A 25,846-nucleotide genomic window follows, 5' to 3' on the forward strand; every position below is an offset into this window, starting at 1 on the left:
CTATGACAACGTTTCATTCCCTGAAAGTGGCACGCATCGAACCCGAAACCGCAGAGGCGGTAGCGATTACCTTTGCGGTGCCGGACGCGCTGCGCGGGCAGTATCGCTTTCGTCCAGGGCAGCATTTGACGCTGAAAGCCCGGCTGGGCGGGGAAGAGCTGCGCCGCTGCTACTCTATTTGCCGCTCTGAGGATCCCGGCGAAATCTGCGTGGCGGTAAAAGCCATTGAAGGTGGTCGTTTTTCACAATATGCGGTCAGCGATTTAACCGCCGGGATGTCGCTCGAGGTGATGGTGCCGCAGGGGACGTTTGGCTACCAGCCGGAAGCGGAAACTCGCGGCAACTATCTGGCGCTAGCCGTCGGCTCCGGCATCACGCCGATGCTGGCCATTATCGGCGCCACGCTCGCCACCGAGCCAGAAAGCAGTGTGACCCTGGTTTACGGCAACCGCAGCAGCGCCAGCATGATGTTCCGCCAGGCGCTGGCCGACCTGAAAGATCGCTACCCGCAGCGCCTGCAGCTGATTTACCTTTTCAGCCAGGAAAGATCGGACAGCGACCTGCTCAGCGGCAGGCTGGACGGCGAAAAAATGAAGCAGCTTGGCGACCACCTGCTGGACGTCAAAGGCTTTGACCGCACGTTTATCTGCGGCCCGCAAAGCATGATGCAGGCCACCGAAACCGCGCTGAAAGAGATGGGCGTCGCGCCTCAGGATATCTACCTCGAACATTTCAACACGCCGGGCATTGCGCCGGGCGCCCGTTCCCGCGCGCAGGCGGCGGGTAAAACCGTCACCCTGCGCCAGGACGGCGTAGATCGCCAGATTACCCTGACCGCCGGGGACGAAAGCATTCTCGACGCGGCCCTGCGCCAGGGCGCGGATCTGCCGTATGCCTGCAAAGGCGGCGTCTGCGCCACCTGCCGCTGCAAGGTACTGCAGGGCGAAGTGGAAATGGGCGTCAACTACAGCCTGGAGCCGGATCAGCTGGCCGCAGGCTACGTCCTTAGCTGCCAGGCGCTGCCGAAGGGCGACGACGTGGTGCTCGATTTTGACGCGCAGGGGTTGTGATGAGCGAACTTCTTAGCCAACAAAACGGCCGGGTGTTAACCCTGACGCTGAACCGCCCGCAGGCGCGGAACGCGCTCAACAACGCGCTGCTGACGTTGATTGCCGAAGCGCTCGAAGCTGCGCAGCAGGACGCCGCCATTGGTGCCGTCATCATTACCGGCAACGAACGTTTTTTTGCTGCCGGAGCCGATCTCAAAGAGATGGCAAGCCGGGATATGCCCGCCACGCTCAACGACCCCCGGCCACAGCTTTGGGCTCGTCTCGAGCGTTTCCCTAAACCCCTGATCGCTGCCGTGAACGGCTATGCGCTCGGGGCTGGCTGCGAGCTGGCGCTGCTGAGCGACATCATCGTGGCCGGGGATAACGCGCGCTTCGGCCTGCCGGAAATCACGCTGGGGATTATGCCCGGCGCAGGCGGCACGCAGCGGCTTATTCGTAGCGTAGGCAAAGCGCTGGCGTACCGCATGGTGCTGAGCGGTGAAGCTATCGACGCGGATCGGGCTTTACGTGCCGGGCTGGTCGCCGAAGTGCATCCCACAGCCCTAACGCTGGAATACGCGCAGAAGCTTGCCACCGGTATTGCTCGTCATGCGCCGCTAGCGCTGCAGGCCGCCAAAAATGCGCTTCAGCAGGCGCAGAACACGGGCCTGAGTCAGGGGCTGCTCCAGGAGCGCCAGCTGTTTACGCTGCTCGCCGCCACCGAAGATCGTCGGGAAGGCCTCGCCGCTTTCCTGGAAAAACGACCTGCTGAATTCAAAGGACGCTAATCATGAGTTTTATTGTCAGCGATGTGCAAAGCGGGGTGATGACCCTTACCCTCAACCGCCCGGAGCGGCTGAACAGCTTCAACGACGAAATGCATCGCCAACTGGCGGAAGTTCTCACCCAGGCCGAGCGGGACGAAACCATCCGCTGCCTGCTAATCACTGGCGCAGGGCGCGGCTTCTGTGCCGGGCAGGATCTCAACGACCGCAACGTTGACCCAAGCGGTGACGCCCCGGACCTCGGCTACTCGGTTGAAACGTTTTATAACCCTCTGCTGCGCCGCCTGGCGAAATTGCCAAAGCCGGTGATTGCGGCGGTTAACGGCGTGGCGGCAGGAGCCGGGGCCACGCTGGCGCTGGGCTGCGACATGGTTATCGCCGCGCGTTCAGCAAAATTTATTATGTCTTTCAGCAAGCTGGGGCTGGTGCCCGACTGCGGCGGCACCTGGTTCTTGCCTCGCCTGACCGGGCGGGCGCGTGCTATGGGGCTGGCGTTACTTGGCGACACGCTAACCGCCGAGCAGGCGCACGACTGGGGCATGATTTGGCAGGTCGTGGACGACGAGCAGCTCAGCGATACCGCCCGCCAACTGGCCCAGCACTTTGCCACCCAGCCGACTTTTGGCCTGGGGCTTATCAAGCAGGCGCTTTACGCCTCGGAAACCAACACCCTGGACGCCCAGCTCGACCTGGAGCGCGACTATCAGCGCCTGGCTGGCCGCAGCGAAGATTACCGCGAAGGGGTGTCTGCTTTTCTGGCGAAGCGCCCGGCCACCTTTAAGGGGAAATAAGTATGTTAACTCCTGAGGCCGTGATTGCGGTGATTGGCAGCGGCACCATGGGCGCAGGTATTGCCCAGGTGGCCGCCAGCGCGGGTCATACGGTGTGGCTGTACGACATTCAGCCCGGCGCAGCAAAGCGTGCGATAGACGGCATTGATACCGCCCTCAGCGCCCGTGTAGCCAAAGGCAAACTTGACGAGGCGTTCCGTCAGTCAACGCTTGCCCGGCTGCATCCAGCGGAAACGCTGGCTGATTTGGCTCAGGCCGCGCTGGTGATTGAGGCCGCCGCCGAACAAATTGACGTCAAGCAGGCCATCTTCCGCGATTTAGCGGCGATCTGCGGGGCTGATACCGTCTTTGCCAGCAATACCTCATCCATTTCTATCACCGCCATCGCCAGCGGCATCAGCCATCCGGCGCGCGTGGTCGGACTGCATTTCTTTAACCCTGCGCCGGTGATGAAACTGGTCGAAGTGGTCAGCGGCCTGGAAACTTCGCCGGAGATTGCCGAGCGGCTTTGCGAGCTGGCGCTGCGCTGGGGAAAACAGCCGGTGCGCTGCCACTCCACGCCGGGCTTTATCGTTAACCGCGTGGCACGGCCTTTTTATGCCGAGGCCTGGCGCGCGCTGGAGGAGCAGGTTGCCCCGGCAGCGGCTATCGATGCCGCGTTACGCGACGGGGCGGGCTTCCCGATGGGGCCGCTGGCGTTAACGGATCTGATAGGTCAGGACGTCAACTTCGCCGTCACCTGCTCGGTGTTTAACGCCTTTTGGCAGGAACGTCGTTTCCTGCCTTCTCTCACCCAGCAGGAACTGGTGCTTGGCAAGCGGCTGGGCAAGAAAACCGGGCAGGGCGTCTACCGCTGGCCGCTTGAGGCGAAACCGGAGTATCAGCCTCAAGTGCCTGCCGAACTGGCGGCTAAACAGGTCACGCAGGTCGGTAAAACTCTTGAAATTGACGGCATCGCTGTTGCCATAACCAGCGGTATTACGGCCTCCGCCATGTCGGCCGAGCTGAAACGCCCGGTAGTGCTGCGGGACAGACTCGCCGAGTCTTCGCTGGAAGTGTTGGCGCCGTCGGCTTCGGTCACGCCTCAGCAGTTGGCGAAGGTCACCCATTACTTCCAGCAGCAGGGTAAACAGGTGCTGGTGATCGGTGACTACCCCGGCATGCTGGCCTGGCGCACCGTGGCGATGCTCGCCAACGAAGCGCTGGATGCGCTGCAGAAAGGCGTGGCTGCGGAAGCCGACATCGATACCGCGATGCAGCTCGGCGTGAACTATCCGCATGGGCCGCTGGCCTGGGGAGCCCGCCTGGGCTGGCAAAACATTCTGACGCTACTGGAAAATCTGCAGCGCCATTACGGCGAAGAACGCTACCGCCCGACCTCTTTACTGCGCCAGCGCGCGCTGCTGGAGAACCAACATGAGCACTAACGCCTGGGATAACGCCCGCGTGATGTACGCGCGGGACAACTGCGCCAGACAGATGGGCATTGAAGTGGTTGAGATGGGCGACGGTTTTGCGCTGCTCACCATGACCATCACTGAGGCCATGCTTAACGGGCACCAGACCTGTCACGGCGGGCAGTTGTTTACGCTCGCCGACACCGCTTTTGCCTACGCCTGCAACAGCCAGGGGCTGGCGGCGGTGGCCTCCGGCTGCAGCATTGAATTTCTGCGCCCCGGCAAGGCCGGGGACCGGCTTAAAGCGGTGGCTCGGGTGCGCCAGCAGGGGCGGCAGACGGGCGTCTACGACATCGAGATCATGAATCACGACGAGAAGACGCTGGCGCTGTTTCGCGGCCGCGCCCATCGCATCGGGACGACGGTTTCAGGAGATAAATTATGAGTCAGGCTTTTATTTGCGATGGGGTACGCACCCCGATTGGCCGCTACGGCGGCGCGCTTGCGAGCGTGCGCGCGGATGACCTGGCCGCGCTGCCGCTAAAAGCGCTAATGGCACGCTATCCCACTCTCGACTGGAGCGCCGTAGACGACGTGATTTTTGGCTGCGCGAATCAGGCCGGGGAGGATAACCGCGACGTGGCGCACATGGCGACGCTGCTGGCCGGTTTACCACAGACTGTGCCGGGCACCACGATCAACCGCCTGTGCGGCTCCGGGCTGGATGCCGTGGGCTTTGCGGCTCGCGCCATCAAAGCCGGTGACGCCCAGCTCATGCTGGCGGGTGGGGTGGAATCCATGTCTCGGGCACCGTTTGTGATGGGCAAAGCCAGCTCGCCGTTCCAGCGCCAGGCCGAGATGTTTGACACCACCATTGGCTGGCGTTTTGTGAACCCGCTCATGGCAGCGCAATTTGGTACTGACAGCATGCCGGAAACGGCAGAGAATGTAGCGGAATTGTTAAAAGTAAGCCGTGAAGACCAGGACCGGTTTGCGTTTCGCAGCCAGCAGCGTACCGCTCTCGCGCAGCAGAACGGCATTCTGGCTGAAGAGATTGTGCCGGTCACGCTGAGCGGTCGCAAAGGCGCGGTGACGGAAGTAAGGGAAGACGAGCACCCGCGTGCGGAAACCTCGCTTGAACAGCTGGCTGCGCTAAAAGCGCCGTTCCGCGCGAACGGCGTCGTGACGGCGGGCAATGCTTCCGGCGTGAACGACGGGGCTGCAGCGCTGCTTATCGCCAGTGAAGCCGCCGCGCTGCAGCACGGCCTCGCGCCTAAGGCGCGCATTGTCGCGATGGCGACGGCGGGCGTGGAGCCTCGCCTGATGGGGCTGGGGCCGGTGCCTGCGGTGCGTAAAGTGCTGGAGATGACCGGATTAAGCATCCATGACATGGATCTGATTGAACTCAACGAAGCCTTCGCCGCGCAGGCGCTCGGCGTGCTTCGCCAACTGGGGCTCCCGGATGATGCCCCGCATGTGAATCCTAACGGCGGCGCGATTGCCCTGGGACACCCGCTGGGGATGAGCGGTGCCAGACTGGCGTTAACGGCCAGCCTGGAGCTGCACCGGCGCGGCGGGCAGTATGCCCTTTGCACCATGTGTATCGGTGTGGGTCAGGGCATTGCCCTGGTCCTTGAGCGTGTGAGCTAGTCAAACCTGCGAGTACCCTAATAATGATAACCTCTGAAACTAAGATGGAACCGATTGAAACCGCATCGCTGGATGAGCTCCAGGCCCTGCAGACGCAGCGCCTGAGATGGACGCTGAATCACGCATACAGCAACGTCCCGATGTATAAGCGCAAATTTGACGCCATGGGCGTGCACCCTGACGATTTTAAAGAGCTGAAAGATATTCGCCTGTTCCCGTGCACCACCAAGCAGGATCTGCGCGATAACTATCCTTTTGACACGTTCGCCGTGCCGATGGAGCAGGTGGTTCGCATTCATGCCTCCTCCGGCACCACGGGCAAACCTACCGTTGTGGGCTACACCCAAAACGACATTGATACCTGGGCTAACCTCGTGGCGCGTTCGCTGCGTGCCGCAGGCGGAACACCCAAAGATAAAATTCACGTCTCCTACGGCTACGGGTTGTTTACCGGCGGGCTGGGGGCGCACTACGGCGCAGAGCGCCTCGGGGCGACAGTGATCCCGATGTCCGGCGGCCAGACGGAAAAACAGGCGCAGCTGATCCGTGATTTTAAACCGGACATGATCATGGTCACGCCGTCCTGGTGCCTGAATCTGATTGAAGAGCTGGAGCGGCAGATGGGCGGCGACGCCAGCGGCTGCTCGCTCCGCGTCGGGGTTTTTGGTGCTGAGCCGTGGACCAAAGCGATGCGGGCGGAAATCGAACGTCGCCTGGGCATTACCGCGCTGGATATCTACGGCCTGTCGGAAGTGATGGGACCGGGCGTGGCAATGGAATGCCTGGAATCCCGGGATGGCCCGACGATTTGGGAAGACCATTTCTACCCGGAAATCGTTGACCCGCAGAGCGGTGTCCCGCTGGACGACGGCGAGCACGGCGAACTACTGTTCACCACGCTGACCAAAGAGGCGCTGCCGGTGATCCGCTACCGTACCCGCGATTTAACGCGCCTGCTGCCGGGCAGCGCTCGTACCATGCGCCGAATGGATCAGATAACCGGCCGTTCAGACGATATGCTGATTATCCGGGGCGTGAATGTGTTCCCGTCCCAGCTGGAAGAGGAGATCCTGAAATTCCAGCACCTGGCGCCACATTATCAGCTGGAGGTGCATCGTCGCGGGCACCTGGATACCCTGGCGATCAAGGTGGAACTGAAGGAAAGCAGCCTGTATCTCAGCCACGAACAGCGCTGCGCGGTTTGCCATGAGCTGCGCCACCGCATTAAGTCGATGGTGGGGATTTCAACGGATATCACCATTGTGAACTGCGGCAGCCTGCCGCGTTCAGAAGGAAAAGCTATCCGGGTGTGCGATCTTCGTCAGGCGGCGAATCATTAATCATCCGTGACGGTTTCACTCAAGCGTGCCGGTGGATCATAATTCCCCGGCACGTTTGCCTTCCTGCAATCAGTTAAAAGGCTCGCCCAGGGTCAGCATCAGGCGGTTAGCCCATGCGAAAAAGGCCGTGGACTGTACCAAATCCAACAACTCAAGCTCGCTTAATCCCAGTTCCCTCAGGGCATGTATCTGTTGCGCATTAGCGCTTGCCGGAGTGGCGGATAATGCCGCCGAAAAGTTAATTTCCGCCTGCCAGCGAGGGGATTGCCCGTCGCTCAGCGTCCCGCCAGGTTCGATGGCCAGTAGACGTTCAATCGCTTCGTTATGTTTTGACAGCTGGCTGGCCTTGCGGGCGTGCACGGAGGCGCAGTAAATACAGCCGTTGATCTTGCTGGCAACCGTGGCGGCAAGTTCGCGCTCGGCGCGAGGCAAACCGCCCGGCGTATAGAAAATGCCTTTATCGGTGAGCGTGCGCTGTTCCAGCACCGGCAGATTACGGCCCAACAGGCGGAAATAATCCGAATCCTGATGCCCAAAACGTTTCAGGGTTGCCTGCTGTTCCGGGTCGTATTCCGCGTAAGGCAGGGCGGCTATCCAGGGTTCCCAGTTAAGCTCGGCCTGGGTAAACGCCACCGGAGCGGATTTGCCGCGGGCGGTTAACGGCTGGCGGTGCCACTCTCCGGCGGCGGGAATGCGAACCTGTTCGCCGTCTACCGGCTGGCCGCCAATCAGGCGCAGGCCACGCAGCAGACGGCTCTGGAAGGCTACGAAGCCAATAATTTGTGACAGTGTCACAATTTCCTCTTCGCTAAAGCCCGCCTGAATCAGTGTCTGGACGTCCTGCGGCCCCGCCTGAACGGGCTGGAAACTCAGCCTTTCGGCATGATCGAGCAAAGCGCTAAAGCCTTCGCTGGCGGGTTGGCCAGCCAGACGCTGGGCGTAATGGTCCGCGAGCCGGGCATCGTCGTGCCAGTCCGCTACTCGCCTCGCGAGATGCAACCTTTCTGGCAGGCTCAGGCCACCTGAACTTGCCTCACCGAAAAGCGCCTCATAGCTGCCCTGCGCGTGGGCTGTGGCGGCCTCGCGGATTTCCCGCGCCTCCGCAAGGGCGGTGCCGGGAATAACGCCCGCCAGATGATTGAGCAAATCCGAATGACTCATAATGACTCCTTAGACAATGACGAGGTAGAGGTTGGGCGGGCGCTGCTGTGAACCCAGCCGAGCGCCGGGGCAACCTGCTGCGCCAGCAGTTCAATAGAACGCAAAATGTAGGCATGCGGCGGATCGATGGAGTGCACCTGGAACGAAAGGTCAGTCACGCGCTGGAGCGTGCTGTCGCGTGTCAGCGAGGCAATGACCTGCTGCGGCGTCCCCAGGTGAACGTCAAACGAGGCAATATGGTTATCCAGCGTCTCGCCCAATACCGGATGCCCCTGCGCCCGATGCTGTTCTGCCTGCTGGCGCAGACCTTTGGCCGCTAGCTGCCTTGCCAACTCGCCGTCGTCGGTGACAAAACCGGTTCTGGAGCCGAGGATGCGAGGCTCAACGCCCTCGGGCAAGGCGTCCAGATAGGCATCGATGATCGGGTTTTGTATCTCATCCAGCGGGGTATCCAGCGCGTCAGCCGGGCGAGGCTGAGTTCGGGAAAGCATCAGCCCGTCGCCCGCTTTTCCTGCCCGCGCGCCGCCGTCAACAGAAAAAGTCGCCTGCCAGATGCGGTTTTTTAGCTGCGGGGAGGCCGGGTAAAGATGGTTATCCGTGCCCGCAAGCGGCTCGTCGTTCAGGGCTGAGCGCAGTAATGAGAGGTTGTCGGCGTAAATTTTGCCCCTTTCCGCGCTTTGTAACCCAAATGCCGGAAAGGAGCCCGGTGTGCCGCCGGAGCCGACGCCAAGTTCAAAGCGCCCGCCGCTAAGCAGATCCAGGACAACCGCGTCTTCGGCCACGCGCAGCGCGGATTCCATCGGCAAGGTAATAATCCCCGTGCCAAGGCGGATGCGCCGGGTATGCGCCGCAACGTGGCTGAGAAACACCAGTGGGGCGGGAAGGCCGCCTTCGGCTTCGTGGAAGTGGTGCTGCGCCACCCAGGCGGCATCAAAACCGTGCCATTCAGCGTGAATAATTTGTTCCGTTGCCAGCCGGTAGCGTTCTGCTGCCGGGGCATGGTCAAGCAGGCGGGTAAAAAAGCCCAGTCGTTTAATGGTCATGCAACGTCCTTATGGCCAAAGCCAATATCGGGAATAGCGTTCAGCAACTGCCAGGTGTAATCGCTGGCCGGGGCGTTAAATACGTCGGCAATCGGGCCGTTATCCACCAGTTCTCCGGCGCGCAGCACCGAAACGCTGTGGGCCAGCTGGCGCACGGTGGCGAGGTCGTGGGAGATAAACAGGTAAGTCAGGCCGAGCTGCTGCTGCAGGTCGTCGAGCAGACGCAGAATTTGTGCCTGTACCGTGACATCCAGCGCAGAGGTGGCTTCATCCAGCACCAGAATTTGCGGCTCAAGAATCAGCGCGCGGGCTATAGCCACGCGCTGCCGCTGCCCGCCGGAAAGTTCACGAGGTTTGCGGGTCAATGCCTCCAGCGGGAGCGCCACGCGTTCGGTAATCGCCTCTACTTTAGCGCGCCGCTCGGCCTTCGACAGCTTGCCGAAGTTAAGCAGCGGCTCCTCGATGATGCGAAAGAGCGTCTGGCTCGGATCGAGCGAGGCGAAGGGGTTCTGGTACACCAGCTGAATTTTCTGCCGGAGCTGACGGCGCGCTTCCGGGCTGAGATCGGTGGTGTCGATGCCGTCGATCAGCACTTGCCCGCTGTCCGGCTTCTGGAAGCCAAGCAGAATGCGCGCCAGCGTGGATTTACCTGAGCCTGACTCGCCAACCAGCGCGTGGGTGGTGCCTTTGGCTACGGTAAATGACACGTTGTCCAGAGCCCGGAGCGTCTGGTCACTGTCTTTCCCCAGGGAGAAGTGCTGGCTGAGGTTACGGATTTCGATGGCCGCCGTTTGCGGGGCGCGTAAAGGCCATGCTCGCAGTGTGCGAGACAGCCCTGGCGCATCGGCAAACAGCTGGCGGGTATAGGGATTTTTAGGCTGCTTAACTACATTAGCCGTAGGGCCAGCCTCCTGGATTCGCCCGTCGCGGAACACCAGAATACGGTCGGAACGCTGGGCGGCCAGCGCCAGGTCGTGGGTGACGAACAGCACTGCCGTACCGGACTCGCGCCGCAGAGTATCCAACAAATCAAGAATGCGTTTCTGCACCGTAACGTCCAGCGCGCTGGTCGGCTCATCAGCGATAATCAGCGCGGGTTTCAGGGCGATAGCCATGGCGATCAGCACCCGCTGCTTCATCCCGCCGGAAAGCTGGTGCGGATACTGCCCAGCGCGCTGCGCAGGGTGACTCAAGCCCACTTTTTCTAGCAGGGCCACAACCTGGCTTTCCCGCTCGGCTTTAGGCAACCGCGTGTGAAGTTTCAGCACTTCGGCCACCTGTTCGCCGATGGTTTTTACCGGGTTCAGGGAACTGCCCGGATCCTGCGGGATCAGGCTGATGCTGGCTCCCCGCAGGGCATCGAGCTGGCGTTCAGACCAGCGGCTGATGGCTTCCCCGTTGAGATGAATTTCGCCGGATTCAATTACGCCGTTGTCGCCCAGCAGCCCAATAATCGACTGGGCGAGGGTGGTTTTCCCTGAGCCGGATTCGCCCACAATTGCCAGCACCTCGCCAGCGTTCAGGCTAAAGGAGGCGTTATGCACCACGCGTTTGTTACCCCCGCGATGGCGCCATGCGATGCTCAGGTCGGTGATTTTTAACAGCGGCGTATTCATGACGATCTCCGGGCAAAAGGGTGGCTAAGACGGTTGACGGCAAGCACGACGGCCACGACAACCAGGCCGGGGAAGGTGGAAAGCCACCAGGCCGTTGCCAGATAGTTCCTACCTTCGGCAATCAACAGGCCCCATTCCGGCGTCGGCGGCGGCGTGCCATAACCCAGAAAACTCAGCGTAGACAGCGCCAGAATGGCGGAGCCGAACTGCAGCGCGGCAAAGGCGAACACGGAGGTCAAAGCATTCGGCAAAATATGGCGCCACAGCACCTGCAGGAAGGTGCCGCCGCTGCCGACCGCTGCCTCGACGTAATCGCTGTGGCGAATACGAACCACTTCCGCGCGGGCGAGGCGGGTAAAGTTCGCGATAGACGTCACGCCCACCGCGATGGCGGCGTTTACGGTACCGAATCCAAGCAGAATAATCACACTGAGCGACAGCAGCAGACCTGGGATCGCCAGCAGGACATCCACGCTTCGCATGAGCGCGTGTTCCGTTTTGCCTCCGGTTGCCCCGGCCAGGACGCCAAGTGCAGTGCCGACCACCAGCCCGAGCGCTACCGCGACCAGCGCACCGGAGAGCGAATGAGATGCGCCCCAGACGATTCGCGCGTAGAGATCGCGGCCAAGCTGATCGGTGCCCAGCCAGTGTCCGGCCTGTGGCGCAAGACGCTGCGCGCCCGGGACGCCTTCGGTTGGGCTCCACTGAGTAAACAGCGCCGGAAACAGCGCCCAAAGCGCGACAATAATCAGCGTTAACCAGGCCAGCCAAAGACCGGGCTGAACGTTATCGCGCAGGCCCGAAAAGCGGCTTACCGCCCGTCGCGGCAGCGGGGTATTGATATCAACAGTCGTCATGCGGTGACTCCCCGAATAGACTTAAGGCGCGGATCGAGCAGGGGATAAAGCACATCCACCAGCAGATTAATGACCACGAAGCTCAGGGCGGAGATCATCACCACCGCCTGCAGCACGGCGACGTCCTGATTATTCACCGCCCGCTGCGTCAACTGGCCAAGGCCGTTAAGGCCAAAGACGGTTTCGGTGATAAGTGCCCCGGCAATCAGCTCGCCCAGCAGCAAACCGGCCACGGTCAGCACCGGGAGCAGGGCGTTCCGGGCCACGTGCCGCCACAGTACCCCGGCGCGGCTGCCGCCTTTTGCCCTGGCAACGGCGACGTACGGCTGAGTCAGCACCTGGTCGATATTGCGCATCAGCAGCTGGGCCAGCGGGGCGCTAATGGGCACCGCAAGCGTGGCGACCGGCAAAATCAGCCCCTGCCAGAAGCCGGGGTTGATCACCGGAATCAGGCGCCATTGGAAGGAAAACAGTTGGATGAGCGCAATGCCGAGCCAAAACGTCGGGACGGCAATAAACAGCGCGGGGAGGTTGGCAAATAGCGTTCTCAGCCAGCGAAGCGGGGCTAGCGTAGAGGCCGCTGAAATGCCCACGGCAAGAATAATCGCGGCGGCAAAACCCAGCCCGGCCAGCCGCAGCGTCGAAGGAAGGTTGGCGGCAATCAGCTGGCTGACGGACACTCCAGCCTCGATGGAGTAGCCAAACTCACCGCGCAGCATATGGCCGAGCGTCGTCAAATATTGCTGCCAGAGCGGGGTGCTTTCGCCATAGATCACCCGCATCTCCTGAATTTGTTCGGCGCTCAGGCCGAGATCCGGGTTCTGGAATTTGATCAGGACGGCATCGCCCGGCAAGAGCTGCAGAAGAATGAACGACACGCTATAGGCCGCCCACAGTACCAGCAACGCCTGGGCTATGCGCCCGGCCAGATAACGTGTCATGGTTGCCCCTTAGTGTTTTTCAAGCCAGGCGGCGTAGAACGACGGGCGTCCGACTGCTTCAAACGCCACGCCTTTCAGCCACGGCGCACCGGCAAAGACCTGCGGCTCTTCAAAGATCGGAATCACGTAGGCCTGGTCGATAAGGTAGCGCTGGGCATCGCCCGCCAGCGCCAGGCGCTTCTGCGGATCCACTTCGGAAGAAATCCCCACCAGCAGGGCGTTCAGCTTGTCGTCGGTAAACTGGGAGTCGGCGCTGAGGCCGCCTTTTTGCAGCAGGGCATCGCGGTTGGCCGGATGGAACTGGCTTTTGATCACGTCCGGGTCCGCGCGACCCACTTCGATGACGTTAACCCCGGTTTTCTGCGGATCGTTGGTATCCAGCACCCGGCTTCCGGCATCCCCGGCGCGCACGCTCAGGCCCACGCCGATTTGTTTCCACTGCTGGGCAACCAGCTGGAGCACTTCTTTGTTCTGCGGCTGCGGCAGGGATTCGTAAATGGTCAGCGCCAGCGGCTTGCCGTCTTTCTGGCGAATACCGTTGCTGCCTTTTTTCCATCCGGCTTCATCAAGCAGTTTGTTCGCCAGCGCCGGGTCATATTTCAGCTTGTCGCGCAGATCAACATAGCCCGCTGCGGTGCTGGCGATCACCGACGTGGCAACCGGATAGTTGGCGGAAAACAGGGTGTCGACAACCTGCTGAGCGTTGGTGCCGTGCAGCAGCGCCTGGCGAACTTTAACGTCAGCGACCAGCGGGTTATCCGGGCGCAGCGCTATGCCGTCGTTCACGCCTCGGGTCGGGGCGGCGTAAATGGGGAACTTCTGATCGGTGGCCTGTTTTTCGTCATAGGCCTGCACCTGGCGAATAAAGTCCGCCTGGCCCGCCAGCAGCGCGCCGATGCGCACGCTGTCCTCCGGCGTCACCAGAATCTTAATACCGTCGAGGTTTGCTGGCCCCTGCTGCGGGCTGTTTTTCGGCCCCCACTGGTAGTCTTTACGCGCGACCAGATCGACTTCCCGGCCCAGGGTTTCGTTTTGCACCACGAACGGGCCGGAACCGATGATGTTGCGGGCATCGCCCAGCTCGTCAAAGGTGCGCGACAGCGTTTTCAGGGAAACCAGGCCGGAGCCGATGGTTGCCGTGCCCTGTAAAAATCCCGGTGACGGTTTTTTGAAGAAAAATTTGACGGTCAGCGGGTCAACAACCTCGCTATGGTCGTAGTTGTTGATCACCTCAGATACCGGCAGACGCAGGGCTTTGTTGCCGAGGCCGTAGGTATCAAAGTTTTTGGCCACGGCATTGGCATCCAGAGGGGTGCCGTCGGAGAAAGTCACGCCAGGGCGCAGCTTGAAGGTGTATTCGGTTTTGTCGGCATTGCTGGTCCAGGATTCGGCGATCCACGGTTCCACTTCCAGCGTTTTGGGGTTTTGCCAGGTCAGTTTGTCGGTAATTTGGTTCAGGATGCCGCCATTCGGGTAAAAGCCCCCGGCCGGAGGATAAAGGTTAGTGTGAGCCTGTTGTTCCAGGTAGACCAATTCCCCGCCTTTTACCGGGGCGGCGCTGGTGCTGAAAGCAGCAAAGGCTGCTGCTAATGCCAGACCGCGAGCGATCGTGTTCTGGCGAGGCGATGATGGCATGGCGTTATCCTTTATTGTCTGATTGTTAGCGGCGCACGCAGCGCCTTGAAACTCATAACAACTCAGGCAATAAAGGATGAGAACGAAGAAAATTTACTAACGATTGTTGAAAATCGACTTAACGTAAATAGGTGGCTGGCCGTCTGTGGGTGACCGCATGATGGTGTTCGCGAAAATCATCAGCGGAATCTTCTGCCGCCTGGCGCAGTTCGTCGCTGTCTGCCTGGTGGCTAAGCTGAATGTCCATATCTTTCACCACGAAGTATTCATGTCCGTGACGTTCAGCCAGGGTCTGGCCGGAGAAGAGTGCGGTAACAATTAATAACAGGATAATGTTGAGCGGTTGCTTTATTGCCATCTTGCCACGCCTCATGGGTGTTTTTTCTTGAGCGATTGTTGTTTGCGCCCCTCACCCCAAAGGGAGAGGGCTAGGGTGAGGGGCGGTGTCAGCACACAATCTGGCTACTCTAGCGATAACCCCCGTACGAAACTATTCGGTGAATCAAAAGTGATTTAAAGGTTTGTCAGCAAGGTAAAAACGGGCAAGGAAGGCGTTTTGTTGCGCTGTGGTTAAGGCTGAATATGCAAAGGGCCGCGCCGAAGCGGCAGCCCATCAGTGAAGACCGGCGAGGCGCAGGAGCGCGGTAACCAGCGCCGCAGCGATAATAACAAAAATCAGCGGTACTTTGCGCCAGGCAAGGATTACGGCCACGGCAACGCCTGCAAACCTTGCGTATCCGGCGAAGTGCGCGCCTTCAAAAAAGGTGGTTGCCAGCGCCACCGAAAACAGCAGCGTCGTTGCCCCGTCGTTAAGCAGCTTTTGCGAGCGTTCGGAAAGCGCCAGCTTGCTACCGAGCTTTGCGCCACTGAAGCGCATCAGCCATGTTCCTGCGGAGAGTACGGCCAGGCCGGCAAGCACGGTGAATGTATTGGTCATTATTTTTTCCTCGCCAGCAGGCCCAGCATTGAAAGCAGTACCGGCAGGCCAACGGGGGCGAAAGGCGTGGCGGCAAGTGAAATGGCGGCCCCGGTCGAGGCGCGAACCAGGGTGGTACGGCTTTTAAACGCCGGGATCACCAGCGCCAGCAGGATAGCCGGGAATACAGCATCCAGCCCGATAACCTCCGGAGAGGGAAGCAGGCTGCCTACGCCTGCGCCAAGCAGCGTTCCTGCGGGCCAGAAGAGCGCGACGCCAGCCCCGCAGAGCCAGTAGGCGGCTTTGCGTTTTTCAGGCGTGGCCTGGGACAGCCCGAACACCACGCTTTCGTCGTTCATGATATGGCAGCCCAACAGGCTTAGCAGGCGTGTGCCCACCAGTTCCCGCACGGCGACGCCAAACGGAATATGCCTGGCGTTGACCAGCAGACCGGCCATCGCGGCGGCAAAAGGATTACCGCCGCTGGCAATAATACCGATAAACATAAATTCGGATGCCCCCGCCAGCACGACAAAAGAGGCCAGAACCGGCAGCCAGAGCGGGAACCCGTAGGCCATCGCCAGCGAGCCGTAGGAGACGCCCACGACGCCGACGGCCAGGCAGACCAGAAATATCGCTTTTTTGGTGTCTTCGGGCAGGGTGCGGAGATGTTCTAGCATCATCTTATGTTTTCCATATCGAACGAAATCGCCATTATAATGACCGTAATCTGTTACCATATCAAGCGAACGAATCGTTCATTTTAACGAACAGTGGGGGAGTTTTATGACCCAGCCAATAGACACCATCGCAAAAAGTTTGGTGCGTGAACGCGGGCGGACGGGGCTGTCGCTGGCGGAAGTCGCCCGCAGGGCCGGGATTGCGAAATCCACGCTTTCACAACTGGAAGCCGGGAACGGTAATCCTAGCCTGGAGACGCTCTGGGCGCTGTGCGTGGCGTTAAATATTCCGTTCGCCACGCTGCTGGAGCCGCAGAGTGCCAGAACGCAGATTATTCGCCGGGGAGAGGGCAGCCGCATTGCCGCCGAACAGGCTAATTATGTCGCTATTTTGCTGGCAACCTGTCCGCCAGGCGTGCGTCGGGATATCTATCTGATCGAAGCGCAGCCCGGAACGCCAAGGCTTTCAGAGCCGCATCCACCGGGTTCGGTGGAGCATATGATTGTGACGCAGGGGCGGGCTCTGGTCGGCCTGACGGAGTCTGCCGCGGAGCTGGGCGTCGGGGACTATATTTGCTATCCGGCAGATCAGTCACATATTTTTCGGGCGCTGGAGCCGGACACGATGGCCATTATGGTGGCCGAGCAAAACTAACAGACCCGGGCTGCCGTGATAATACAGCCCGGACGGCGCTCGTTAGTGTGCAACGGATTTAGAAAAGAGGTTAATAACCAGCACACCGAGTATAATCAGCGCCATCCCTGCCAGCGCAGGCCAGTCGAGTTTTTGCCCGAGGAAAAGCCAGCCAATCATACCAATGAGCACGATGCCGGCGCCGGACCAGATGGCATAAATGATCCCGGTTGGGATAGTGCGCATGGTAATAGATAGCGCGTAAAATGCGACAGCATAAAAAAGAATCGTGACGACGCTTGGCCACAGGCGGCTGAAACCATCGGAAAGTTTTAACGCGGTGGTAGCAATCACTTCGGCAACGATTGCGAGAATAAGCCAGCTGTAGGTCATGTCGGTGTATCCAGTGAGAGACGGCGGTTGCGGGCGCTATTCTGACCTGGTGCCGTATTTTTCGAAAGACGGATAAGTAAAAAGGCGTATTCATCCTGATGAATGTTTATGAACTGTTTAATTTGTTAATTAAAGAATCTTGCGCTGGTTATATGGTTAATGAGTGGTGTCTTTAATGTTTAGGAAAGAAAATAGCAAAATATTATCCTTTGTAAGATTTTTCTTATCAACTATGATACCGGTAACATTTTAGGCTGACCGTATGCCTGCGATGTCGTGTAGTGTCGTTAACGATAAATAACCTCGGGGTGAGGCATGGACTGGTTAGTAGACTATTTTTCTACTTATCTGTATGGGTTGAAGGTCATAGCGATTGGGTTGGCGATTCTGATGCTTATCAGCGGAATCGACGATCTGTTTATTGATATTGTATTCTGGGTCCGCCGCCTTTGGCGCGCCTGTACCGTTTATCGCCGGCATAATCATTTAGGCTATAAGCAGCTGTATGAACCACAGGAAAAGCCGCTTGCTATTATGGTACCGGCCTGGAATGAAACCGGCGTTATTGGCAATATGGCGAGCCTTGCAGCAAGCACGCTCGACTACGAGAATTACCATATTTTTGTCGGTACATACCCCAACGACCCTGACACGCAGCGCGACGTCGATGAGGTGTGTGCCCGTTTCCCTAACGTGCACAAAGTGGTTTGTGCCCGCCCAGGCCCAACCAGTAAAGCCGACTGCCTGAATAATATCCTTGATGCGATTTTGCAGTTTGAGCGTAACGCCCGGTTCTCCTTTTCAGGGTTTATTCTGCACGATGCAGAAGATGTTATCTCCCCGATGGAGCTGCGGCTGTTCAACTACCTCGTTGACCGTAAAGATCTGATTCAGATCCCGGTTTACCCCTTCGAGCGGAGCTGGACCCATTTCACCAGCCTGAGCTATCTCGACGAGTTCTCCGAGCTCCACGGCAAGGATGTCCCGGTGCGTGAGGCGCTGGCAGGCCAGGTGCCAAGCGCTGGCGTCGGCACCTGCTTCAGTCGCCGCGCGGTGCTGGCGCTGCTTGCCGATGGTGACGGTATCGCCTTTGATGTGCAAAGTCTGACCGAAGACTATGACATCGGTTTCCGCCTGCGGCAAAAGGGTATGGAGGAGATATTCTGTCGTTTCCCGGTGGTGGATGACACCGATCGTTCCGCAAGGCCGTTCGGCCAGCGCAAACGCACCGCTAAAGTGATCTGCGTGCGTGAATACTTCCCTGATACCTACACAACGGCGGTACGCCAAAAGTCCCGCTGGATTATTGGTATCGTTTTTCAGGGATTTAAGACGCATCGCTGGAGCAACAACTGGGTACTTAACTACTTCCTGTGGCGCGACCGGAAAGGTGCCGTGGCTAACTTCCTGAGTTTTGCCGCCATGCTGGTGATGCTGCAGCTGGTGGCGCTGTTAATTTATCAGCGCAGCGTAGAAGGCGCCTGGCAGTTCCTGTCGATCTTTGTCGGCGGCGCATGGCTCAGCACTCTGCTGTGGATAAACTTTTTCCTGATGGCCAACCGAATTTTACAGCGAATTATTTTCGTCACCGGCTACTACGGCTTAGGGCAGGGACTGATGTCCATTCCACGCCTGTTCTGGGGTAACTTAATCAACTTTATGGCCAACTGGCGTGCAATTCGTCAGGTGATCCAGCATGGTGATCCGAGGCGCGTTGCCTGGGATAAAACAACTCATGACTTCCCGACAGTCAACACCCGCAACCGTGCTCTTCGTCCGCTGGGTGAAATTCTGGTTAGCCAGGGCGTTATCAGCGAAGAGCAACTGATGGAAGCGCTGCAAAACAGAGTACCTGGCCTCAAACTTGGGGGTAGCCTCGTTAATCGCGGGGTGATTACGGCCCAACAGCTAGCGAATGCTCTGGCGGAACAGGCAAGCGTGCCGATGGAAATCATCGACAGCCGTCGTTTAGATGAGGCGCTGGTTAAATCTGTGCCGGCAAATGTGGCGCTGCACTACGCGGTGCTTCCGCTACGCGTGGAGCAGGGAACGCTGATTTTTGCCAGCGAAAGTGCCATTGACCCCGTCTCTCTTGCTGCGCTGGGGCGCAAAGTTCAGCGCCCAGTAAGTTACGTTATCGTGCCGCGAGGTGAAGTTGTGGTGGGGCTACGTCGCTGGTATCTCCAGTCAGAAAACGACCCGTCGGAACTGCTCACCAGAGCGGTCAATGCGGAAATGTTAACTTCGGCTCAGGCCGAGGCTATCTGGCAGGAATATGTCTCCGGGCAAATTTTGTTTGCCGAAGTGCTGATTACGGAAAGTCACCTGGATGAGGCGGTACTGAAAGCAGTACTGCTGCGCTATGAACGCAGTGAAATGCAGTTTGGTGATTTCCTGGTGCAGGAACAAGTTGTCGACCAACACGCGGTCGATCACGCGCTGGAACAGCAGAAAATACTCCAGCCTTCTTTAAGTGGGCTGATGCATAAAGCCGGGTTAAGCAGCCTGCAAATCTCCAGCCTTGCAGGAGAAATAGCATGAAGTTCAGCCTTAAACCGTTAGCCATTTTAACCTGTGGCCTGATGATCGCTGGGTATTCTCTGGCGGCAACCGAAGGTTCGAAAGAGGATCTGGGGTTAAGCGATTACCGCTACTTCAAGGTGTATCCGCATATTGAGCGTGCGCAAAAGGCGCTGAAAGCCAACGATGAACAGCGCGCCATCAGCAGTTTTCAGCACGCCCGCGAGCTGGCCCCGGACAGCGTCCGACTGACGCTCTGGCTTGCCGAAACGTATCGCCATTTTCACCATGACGATAAAGCAATCGCGCTGCTGAATGAGCAACTGCGCAAAACGCCCGACAACGCACAGGTCCGTCAGGCGCTGGACGCGATTCCCCGTCCAGCTAAAAATGTGACAACGCGTGAGCAACTGCTGGCGTTTAACGATGAATGCAACGCTTCTCCTTCCGTGGTATGCCGCGCCGAAGTGGGTAACTTTGCCGTTAAGCTTGGGGCACTGGATATCGCGCTGCAGCAGTTTAATGACGATGCGTTTCGCACCTCGCCTGCGGGTCACACGCTGATTCACAACCTGACTCAGCGCGCTATTTATCTGCAGGAATGGCAAACAGCCGATCGCGGTTTTGCCCTCCAGGACAGGCTGGCAACGCTGAGCGAAGAGCAGTATCAGCAGTGGTTTGCCATCCTGCTTCATCTTGGGCGCGACCGCCGTATATTGGATCTCCAGCAACAGGGCGTCATGAACACACCGGGTATGCAGCTGGCCTACGCTCAGTCCCTGGCGGCGCGCAAGAAACATCCCGAACTGGAAAATTACCTGTCCAGCCACAAGCCTGCCTTTGATACGGACAGTGAGAAACATAACTGGCGCTATCTGATGGTGACGTGGGGCGGGCTGAAGCTACCAGAGGCAACGCTGCCGATTGTGAAGCCAAAACCGCTCTCCGCCGCTGAAATTCGTATGGCTCAGGCGCGCGTGCTTAAAGACCAGTGCGATAAAGTCATCACCATCCTGGGCGACATGTCGTCGCAGTACGATGCGCAGAGCTGGTCGCACCTCGCGGAATGCTACCAGCAAACCTCGCCGGGAATGGCGCTGTATGCCGCCCAGCAGGCTCAATCCCGCGATGCTAATCCTTACTACGCGCGGCAGGTGGCTTATCTGGCGTTTGCCGTAGAAGACTACGCGCTGGCGCAAAGTAGCCTGCGGAGCGTGCCGGTTAAAACGCTTAGCGATGAAGACATCCGTGCCGCAGCGCGCAGCGCCTGGCTGGTGAAAGACAGCGCCGCGCTTGACTACTGGCGACAGGTGGCCTGGCAGCGAGCTATGCCGGAGCTGAACTTTGAGACCCCGCCGGAGCAGGATCACGCCACTCGCGGTTTTGCGCTGTTTAAAGCGGGAGATATGCCCGGCGCGCGCAGCGAGCTGGAGCAAGCGTTGCAAACCATGCCTGACTCGCCGGAAATCCTGCGACAGATGGTTTATATCAACCAGCGGCTGGATGACAAGCCGCAAACCAAACGCTACAGCGAGCGCGTTGTGGATGATATCGACAACACGCTGACCCCGTCTAAAGGCTTAACCGACGCGCAGCAAAAAGAGCGCTTCGCCTTCCGCCGCGTGCACGAAGATAGCCAGCGGCGCTGGACGTTCTCCTTTGACAGTTCGCTGGGCCTGACTTCCGCCTCTAAAAATGAAGCGGGCGCAGGCGGCGGCGTCTCACGAGATAAAAGCAACCGTAGTTATGGCCAGGCTGAAGCTGAATACCGCATTGGTCAGAATCAAATTCTGGATGGCGATCAGCTTTCGGTTTATACCCGACTGTTTGGCGGCAGCGCAGGGCACAGCAATATCGCGCCTATCTATCAGCCGATGGTGGGAATGGGCGTTCGCTGGAAGCCATTGCGTGAGCAGGTTATTTATCTGGCGGTGGAGCAGCAGCTTCCTCTCGATAAGGCAGACGATGCCCGGACGGATATGATGCTGCGAGCCAGCGCCTCGTTCCTGAACGGCGGGGAGTACAGCGATGACTGGCACCCGCTGGGTAAAGGCTGGTTTGCGCAGAACCTCTATCTGGACGCGGCGCATTTCGTGAAATACGACTATCAGCTGTACACGGCCGATTACCGCCAAAGCTGGCACCACAAGGTTTCGGAGCGACACACGATCGAACCTTACTGGCATGTGCAGTACAACAACCAGACGCGGCATTCACGCAGTACGGATAACAGGCTCGGCGGCGTAGGCGTTCGCTATAACACCTGGTTTGGCGAAACACATTATGATGCTTATCCCCACAAGGCGAGCGTGGGGCTGGAATACCAGCGGGTATTCGACGGCCGCAACCGCGATATAGATTCCAAAAACAGTCTGTTCCTTACCATAGGAGTGCGTTGGTAATGAAATTTACTCCGGCATTAACGCTGGCGGCCGTGCTGTTTTGCCCGGCGTCTTCCTTTGCCATTAACGCGGTAATGTATCAGCCCCAGCTGCGTGATATGTCGATGACCGACCAGCAGTGGACCACGATGCTGGCGCAGCTGAAGCAACAGGGCATTGATACTCTGGTCTTTCAGTGGAGCCGCTATGGGGACGCCTTTGCCGGCGGGGAGTCGCAACACTGGCTGGAAGGAAAGGCGCGTCTGGTCAAAAGCAGCGGACTGAAGCTGGTGCTGGGCCTGGCCGCGGACGATAGATTCTTCGAACGGCAAAATCAGCCGCTCACTGCGCTTGAAAGTTATTTTAACCTGCTGCGCGCCCGGGACGTGGCGGTTGCCACGCGCTGGACGCAGGTGCTCGGGGCTGAAAACATTGCGGGCTGGTACATCAGCAGCGAGCTGGACGACCGCCGCTGGCGAAGCCCGGATATGCAGCAGGCCGCGCTGGCATGGCTGACAAAAACCCATGAGTCTCTGGTCTCGGTGGCCGATAAACCGGTTGCCGTCAGCAGCTTCTTTGCCGGCAATATGTCGCCGGATGGCTACCAAAAATGGGTGACCACCTTGAGCCACAGCGGGGTGAAAATCTGGGTGCAGGACGGGGCCGGGACGGGCGTGTTAACGCCTGCTGCGCGAGCGCTGTACCGGCAAACGCAAAGCAGCGGTGAGGTTATCGAACTTTTCCGTCAGGATAAAAATACCGCTCACTTTAGCGCCGAGCCTGTTGCAACCGCCGAGCAGAAGCGCTTAATGTCGATCAAACCCGCAGCGGGGCAGGACAGAGTGTATTTCTCGCTACGTTATTTAGATGTTGCCAGCGGAATATTACAATATCGTAATGTGCCGCAGGCCAGTGTGAAAACAGATGTAAAATAAAAATGAATGACGGCCCTGTATTAAGGGCCGTCTGGTTATTTATTTCTTAAAGACTTCGATATTAATGTTTTTATGATTAGACTCGTCGCCGGTGGCGGCGATTATCACATAAAAGCAGTCGGCAGGCTTCACGTTGGACGCTTCACATTTTTGATTTACCTCTTTGGATAAATCCTTATGCCCGACGGTCGGGGTGCCATCTTGCTCCAGTGAAAGGTCGCCGATTTTTGTATAACCAGATGATTCTTCATGAGTAATTTGTTTTGCCGCAAAAACAGGTGATGAAACCAACAGCGTTAAAGCCAAAGCGGGTAGCATATATTTCATCTTTGTCATCCTCTGAATGTCTCATTGAAATGGTTAACTGTTTTTCCTCATTAACGCATTAAAGAATTAGCACAGTTTTAAAGAAAATCAATTTCTTCACCATGGATTCAGGATGAATTAACGGGGAAGGACTGAACATATTCCTTCCCACGACGTACGGCTCAGCGAATTAAGATTTAAAGCCTGCGGCGGTCATCAGCAGGCGAAATCCCATCCCCACTGCGGCCAGCGCAAATACGCTGACGCTCCATAGAATAACCATCCACATGACACGTTTAGCAGTCTCTTTCATTAGTGGTAGCCCTCGCCAGGTTGCACCTTCCCGCGAAATACGTAATAGCTCCAGAAGGTGTAAACCAGGATTATCGGAATAATAAACAGCGCCCCAACCAGCATAAAGCCCTGGCTTTGCGGTGGCGCAGCGGCCTGCCACAGCGTGATGTCCGGCGGAATGATGTTTGGCCAGATGCTGATGCCCAGCCCGCTAAAGCCCAGAAAAACCAGCCCCAGCGTCAGCACAAACGGCGTGGCGTGCAGGCTGTCGGTTGCCCGCACGCTGCGCCAGAGCCACAGGCTGAAGAGCACGACAAGCAGCGGGACCGGCAGCAGGAACAGCAGATTTGGCAGGGAGAACCAACGCTCGGCAATATTCGCGTGGCGAAGCGGCGTCCAGAGGCTGATCACAGCTATCACGGTCAAAAGCGCCAGCAGCAATGCCGGGGTCAGGCTCCGCATTCTTCTTTGCAGCGGATCTTCGCTTTTCATCACCAGCCAGGTGGCACCCAGTAAAGCGTAGGCTATGACCAGACCCAGGCCGCAGAAAAGGTTGAACGGCGTCAACCAGTCAAGCTGGCTACCGGCGAAATGCCGCCCGCTGACTGAAAAGCCGGAGATAACGGCTCCGACGGCGATACCCTGGCAAAAAGTTGCCAGAATCGATCCCCCCAGAAACGCGTTGTCCCAGAAAGGGCGGTGCGCCGGCGTGGCCTTAAAGCGGAACTCGAAGGCGACGCCGCGAAAAATCAGCCCCACCAGCATCAGCGTGAGCGGAATAGTCAGGGCATCGACGATAACCGCATACGCCAGCGGGAAGGCACCAAACAGGGCAGCCCCGCCCAGCACCAGCCAGGTTTCGTTCCCGTCCCAGACCGGTGCCACGCTGTTGACCATCACATCGCGGTCTTCAGCGTCGCGAATAAACGGAAACAGAATGCCAATCCCCAGATCGAAACCGTCCATCACGATATACATCAGGGTGGCGAAGACGATAATCACAAACCAAATAACGGATAAATCGATGCCCATTAGCGCGTCTCCTCGAGTGATTCAGCGACCGCAGACAGCGGGCGGGATGGGGTGCCTTGTGCCGGATGGTCGTCGAACGGCTGCGGGCCTTTTTTGATGAGCCGAATCATGTAGCCGTAGCCGACGCCAAACACCGACATGTACACCACAAAGAAAGCGGCCAGGCTGACGCTCATTTGCAGCGTACCGTGGGCAGACACGGCATCTTTGGTGCGCAGCAGGCCATACACGACCCACGGCTGGCGGCCAACCTCCGTCGTAATCCACCCGGCCAGAATAGCAATCAGCCCCGATGGCCCCATCCACAGCGCAAAGCGCAGGAACGGGCGGCTCTCAAACAGCCTGTCGCGGTAGCGAAGCCACAGGCTGGCGACGCCGAGCAGGATCATCAGCATGCCTAAGCCCGCCATCACGCGGAACGACCAAAAGACAATTGGCGAGTTAGGGCGGTCCTCTTTCGGAAACTCTTTCAGGGCAGGCACCTGTTTTTCCAGACTGTGGGTGAGGATCAGGCTGCCGAGTGCCGGGATTTCCAGGCCAAAGCGGGTGCGCTCCTGGTCCATATCCGGCAAACCGAACAGCAGCAGCGGCGTCGGCTCGCCGGGACGGTTTTCCCAGTGTCCCTCAATGGCGGCGATTTTAGCCGGCTGATGCTGGAGCGTATTCAGGCCGTGCATGTCGCCGATCATTGCCTGAAGGGGGGCGACAATCACCGCCATCCACAGGGCCATTGAAAACATGGTGCGAATGGCTGGCGTGTTATTGCCGCGCAGCAGGTGCCAGGCGGCGGAGGCCCCAACAAAGAAGGCGCTGCTGAGGAACGCCGCCACGGACATATGCAGCAGGCGATAAGGGAATGACGGGTTAAAGACCACCGCTAACCAGTCCACCGGGACGACCTGCCCGTTGTGGATCTCAAAGCCCTGCGGGGTTTGCATCCAGCTGTTTGAGGCGAGGATCCAGAAAGTGGAAATGATTGTCCCGAGCGCCACCATACAGGTGGCGAAGAAGTGCAGGCCCGGGCCAACGCGGTTCCAGCCGAACAGCATCACGCCCAGAAAACCGGCTTCAAGGAAGAAAGCGGTCAGCACTTCGTAGGTCAGCAGCGGGCCGGTGATGCTGCCGGCAAACTGCGAGAACCCGCTCCAGTTGGTGCCGAACTGGTAGGCCATGACCAGCCCGGAGACCACGCCCATGCCAAAGTTAACGGCAAAAATCTTCGACCAGAAGTGGTATAGCGAGCGGTAAACCGGGTTTTTAGACTTAAGCCAGAGCCCCTCAAGTACCGCGAGATAGCTGGCAAGCCCAATGGTGATGGCCGGGAAAATAATGTGGAAGGAGACAGTGAAAGCAAACTGAATCCTCGCCAGGTGAAAAGCGTCTAAACCGAACATGCAGAACTCCGCATAGCAAATTATTCGGCTCGATTGTAGGCCGCGCCACGTCTGGGATGTAGAAACAGAGGGGCACGAAAAAGGGATAACAGTTTG

Annotated in this window: 25 protein-coding genes; 11 read left to right on the forward strand and 14 right to left on the reverse strand. The window is 58.7% G+C overall.

The genetic code is table 11. From position 1 onward, the window contains the following. The first annotated feature begins 2 nt into the window (after nt 1-2). Genes paaE through paaK form a run of 7 tightly spaced genes read left to right on the forward strand, consistent with a single transcriptional unit; the run spans nt 3 to nt 7,012 of the window. Nucleotides 3-1,070 (forward strand): 1,2-phenylacetyl-CoA epoxidase subunit PaaE, encoded by a 1,068-nt coding sequence (paaE, locus tag ACR6JA_RS06050; protein WP_213714471.1) that lies wholly within the window; start codon nt 3-5, stop codon nt 1,068-1,070. After that, nucleotides 1,070-1,837 (forward strand): 2,3-dehydroadipyl-CoA hydratase PaaF, encoded by a 768-nt coding sequence (gene paaF / locus ACR6JA_RS06055; protein WP_494493074.1) that lies wholly within the window; start codon nt 1,070-1,072, stop codon nt 1,835-1,837. The genes paaE and paaF overlap by 1 nt, the downstream gene beginning before the upstream one ends. Continuing rightward, nucleotides 1,837-2,625 carry a 2-(1,2-epoxy-1,2-dihydrophenyl)acetyl-CoA isomerase PaaG gene (gene paaG, locus ACR6JA_RS06060; RefSeq protein WP_213714593.1) on the forward strand — a complete coding sequence of 263 codons (789 nt, stop codon included), beginning with the start codon at nt 1,837-1,839 and terminating at the stop codon, nt 2,623-2,625. Before paaF ends, paaG begins: the two co-directional genes overlap by 1 nt. A 2-nt stretch (nt 2,626-2,627) precedes the next feature. After that, on the forward strand, nt 2,628-4,052 hold the full coding sequence (locus ACR6JA_RS06065) for a 3-hydroxyacyl-CoA dehydrogenase (RefSeq protein ID WP_494493075.1): 1,425 nt from the start codon (nt 2,628-2,630) through the stop codon (nt 4,050-4,052). Further along, a complete protein-coding gene (gene paaI, locus ACR6JA_RS06070) occupies nt 4,042-4,467 on the forward strand; it encodes a hydroxyphenylacetyl-CoA thioesterase PaaI (RefSeq protein ID WP_494493076.1) in 426 nt (141 codons plus the stop codon). The genes ACR6JA_RS06065 and paaI overlap by 11 nt, the downstream gene beginning before the upstream one ends. Next, entirely contained in the window at nt 4,464-5,672 is a 1,209-nt protein-coding gene (pcaF, locus tag ACR6JA_RS06075; protein WP_494493077.1) for a 3-oxoadipyl-CoA thiolase, read from the forward strand. Before paaI ends, pcaF begins: the two co-directional genes overlap by 4 nt. Before the next feature lie 23 nt (nt 5,673-5,695). Next, a complete protein-coding gene (gene paaK / locus ACR6JA_RS06080) occupies nt 5,696-7,012 on the forward strand; it encodes a phenylacetate--CoA ligase PaaK (RefSeq protein ID WP_494493078.1) in 1,317 nt (438 codons plus the stop codon). 69 nt (nt 7,013-7,081) lie between these two features. Here the strand turns inward: paaK and ACR6JA_RS06085 are convergent, their stop codons facing one another. The 9 genes from ACR6JA_RS06085 to ACR6JA_RS06125 form a co-directional block, all read right to left on the reverse strand. Beyond that, nucleotides 7,082-8,173 carry an alkylhydroperoxidase domain protein gene (locus tag ACR6JA_RS06085; protein WP_494493079.1) on the reverse strand — a complete coding sequence of 364 codons (1,092 nt, stop codon included), beginning with the start codon at nt 8,171-8,173 and terminating at the stop codon, nt 7,082-7,084. Further along, nucleotides 8,170-9,216 (reverse strand): putative FMN-dependent luciferase-like monooxygenase, encoded by a 1,047-nt coding sequence (locus tag ACR6JA_RS06090; RefSeq protein ID WP_494493080.1) that lies wholly within the window; start codon nt 9,214-9,216, stop codon nt 8,170-8,172. The genes ACR6JA_RS06085 and ACR6JA_RS06090 overlap by 4 nt, the downstream gene beginning before the upstream one ends. Further along, nucleotides 9,213-10,832 (reverse strand): dipeptide ABC transporter ATP-binding protein, encoded by a 1,620-nt coding sequence (locus ACR6JA_RS06095; RefSeq protein ID WP_213714454.1) that lies wholly within the window; start codon nt 10,830-10,832, stop codon nt 9,213-9,215. Before ACR6JA_RS06095 ends, ACR6JA_RS06090 begins: the two co-directional genes overlap by 4 nt. Further along, on the reverse strand, nt 10,829-11,689 hold the full coding sequence (locus ACR6JA_RS06100; protein WP_494493081.1) for an ABC transporter permease: 861 nt from the start codon (nt 11,687-11,689) through the stop codon (nt 10,829-10,831). Before ACR6JA_RS06100 ends, ACR6JA_RS06095 begins: the two co-directional genes overlap by 4 nt. Next, nucleotides 11,686-12,630, reverse strand: a complete 945-nt coding sequence (locus ACR6JA_RS06105; protein ID WP_008461425.1) for an ABC transporter permease — start codon at nt 12,628-12,630, stop codon at nt 11,686-11,688. Before ACR6JA_RS06105 ends, ACR6JA_RS06100 begins: the two co-directional genes overlap by 4 nt. 9 nt (nt 12,631-12,639) lie before the next feature. Continuing rightward, a complete protein-coding gene (locus tag ACR6JA_RS06110; protein WP_494493082.1) occupies nt 12,640-14,265 on the reverse strand; it encodes a TIGR04028 family ABC transporter substrate-binding protein in 1,626 nt (541 codons plus the stop codon). A 118-nt stretch (nt 14,266-14,383) separates the two neighbouring features. Next, on the reverse strand, nt 14,384-14,623 hold the full coding sequence (locus ACR6JA_RS06115; protein ID WP_213714446.1) for a DUF2554 family protein: 240 nt from the start codon (nt 14,621-14,623) through the stop codon (nt 14,384-14,386). A 255-nt stretch (nt 14,624-14,878) separates the two neighbouring features. Beyond that, complete coding sequence (locus ACR6JA_RS06120; RefSeq protein ID WP_166873561.1) at nt 14,879-15,202, reverse strand: AzlD domain-containing protein; 324 nt, start codon at nt 15,200-15,202, stop codon at nt 14,879-14,881. Beyond that, nucleotides 15,202-15,861 (reverse strand): AzlC family ABC transporter permease, encoded by a 660-nt coding sequence (locus tag ACR6JA_RS06125; protein ID WP_494493264.1) that lies wholly within the window; start codon nt 15,859-15,861, stop codon nt 15,202-15,204. Before ACR6JA_RS06125 ends, ACR6JA_RS06120 begins: the two co-directional genes overlap by 1 nt. 106 nt (nt 15,862-15,967) lie before the next feature. Between ACR6JA_RS06125 and ACR6JA_RS06130 the strand changes: the two genes are divergently transcribed. After that, a complete protein-coding gene (locus tag ACR6JA_RS06130) occupies nt 15,968-16,516 on the forward strand; it encodes a helix-turn-helix domain-containing protein (RefSeq protein WP_494493083.1) in 549 nt (182 codons plus the stop codon). A gap of 42 nt (nt 16,517-16,558) precedes the next feature. Here ACR6JA_RS06130 and ACR6JA_RS06135 read toward each other — a convergent pair whose 3' ends face one another. Then, nucleotides 16,559-16,888, reverse strand: a complete 330-nt coding sequence (locus ACR6JA_RS06135; protein ID WP_008461433.1) for an SMR family transporter — start codon at nt 16,886-16,888, stop codon at nt 16,559-16,561. A 315-nt stretch (nt 16,889-17,203) separates the two neighbouring features. Here ACR6JA_RS06135 and nfrB point away from each other — a divergent pair, with 315 nt between their 5' ends. From nfrB to ACR6JA_RS06150, 3 genes are read left to right on the forward strand one after another with little or no spacing between them, the layout of a single operon-like run. After that, on the forward strand, nt 17,204-19,429 hold the full coding sequence (nfrB, locus tag ACR6JA_RS06140; protein WP_213714441.1) for a cyclic di-3',5'-guanylate-activated glycosyltransferase NfrB: 2,226 nt from the start codon (nt 17,204-17,206) through the stop codon (nt 19,427-19,429). Continuing rightward, nucleotides 19,426-21,810 (forward strand): NfrA family protein, encoded by a 2,385-nt coding sequence (locus ACR6JA_RS06145; RefSeq protein ID WP_494493084.1) that lies wholly within the window; start codon nt 19,426-19,428, stop codon nt 21,808-21,810. Before nfrB ends, ACR6JA_RS06145 begins: the two co-directional genes overlap by 4 nt. After that, entirely contained in the window at nt 21,810-22,724 is a 915-nt protein-coding gene (locus tag ACR6JA_RS06150; protein WP_494493085.1) for a DUF4434 domain-containing protein, read from the forward strand. The genes ACR6JA_RS06145 and ACR6JA_RS06150 overlap by 1 nt, the downstream gene beginning before the upstream one ends. A gap of 39 nt (nt 22,725-22,763) precedes the next feature. Here ACR6JA_RS06150 and ACR6JA_RS06155 read toward each other — a convergent pair whose 3' ends face one another. The 4 genes from ACR6JA_RS06155 to ACR6JA_RS06170 form a co-directional block, all read right to left on the reverse strand. Continuing rightward, nucleotides 22,764-23,051 carry a YdgH/BhsA/McbA family protein gene (locus tag ACR6JA_RS06155; RefSeq protein ID WP_213714434.1) on the reverse strand — a complete coding sequence of 96 codons (288 nt, stop codon included), beginning with the start codon at nt 23,049-23,051 and terminating at the stop codon, nt 22,764-22,766. Between the two features lie 169 nt (nt 23,052-23,220). Beyond that, complete coding sequence (locus ACR6JA_RS06160; protein WP_008461441.1) at nt 23,221-23,343, reverse strand: DUF2474 domain-containing protein; 123 nt, start codon at nt 23,341-23,343, stop codon at nt 23,221-23,223. Further along, entirely contained in the window at nt 23,343-24,356 is a 1,014-nt protein-coding gene (gene cydB / locus ACR6JA_RS06165; RefSeq protein ID WP_494493086.1) for a cytochrome d ubiquinol oxidase subunit II, read from the reverse strand. Before cydB ends, ACR6JA_RS06160 begins: the two co-directional genes overlap by 1 nt. Then, on the reverse strand, nt 24,356-25,750 hold the full coding sequence (locus tag ACR6JA_RS06170) for a cytochrome ubiquinol oxidase subunit I (protein WP_494493087.1): 1,395 nt from the start codon (nt 25,748-25,750) through the stop codon (nt 24,356-24,358). The genes cydB and ACR6JA_RS06170 overlap by 1 nt, the downstream gene beginning before the upstream one ends. Between the last annotated feature and the right edge of the window lie 96 nt (nt 25,751-25,846).

The sequence above is a fragment of the Cedecea sp. B1(4) genome, assembly GCF_059414925.1.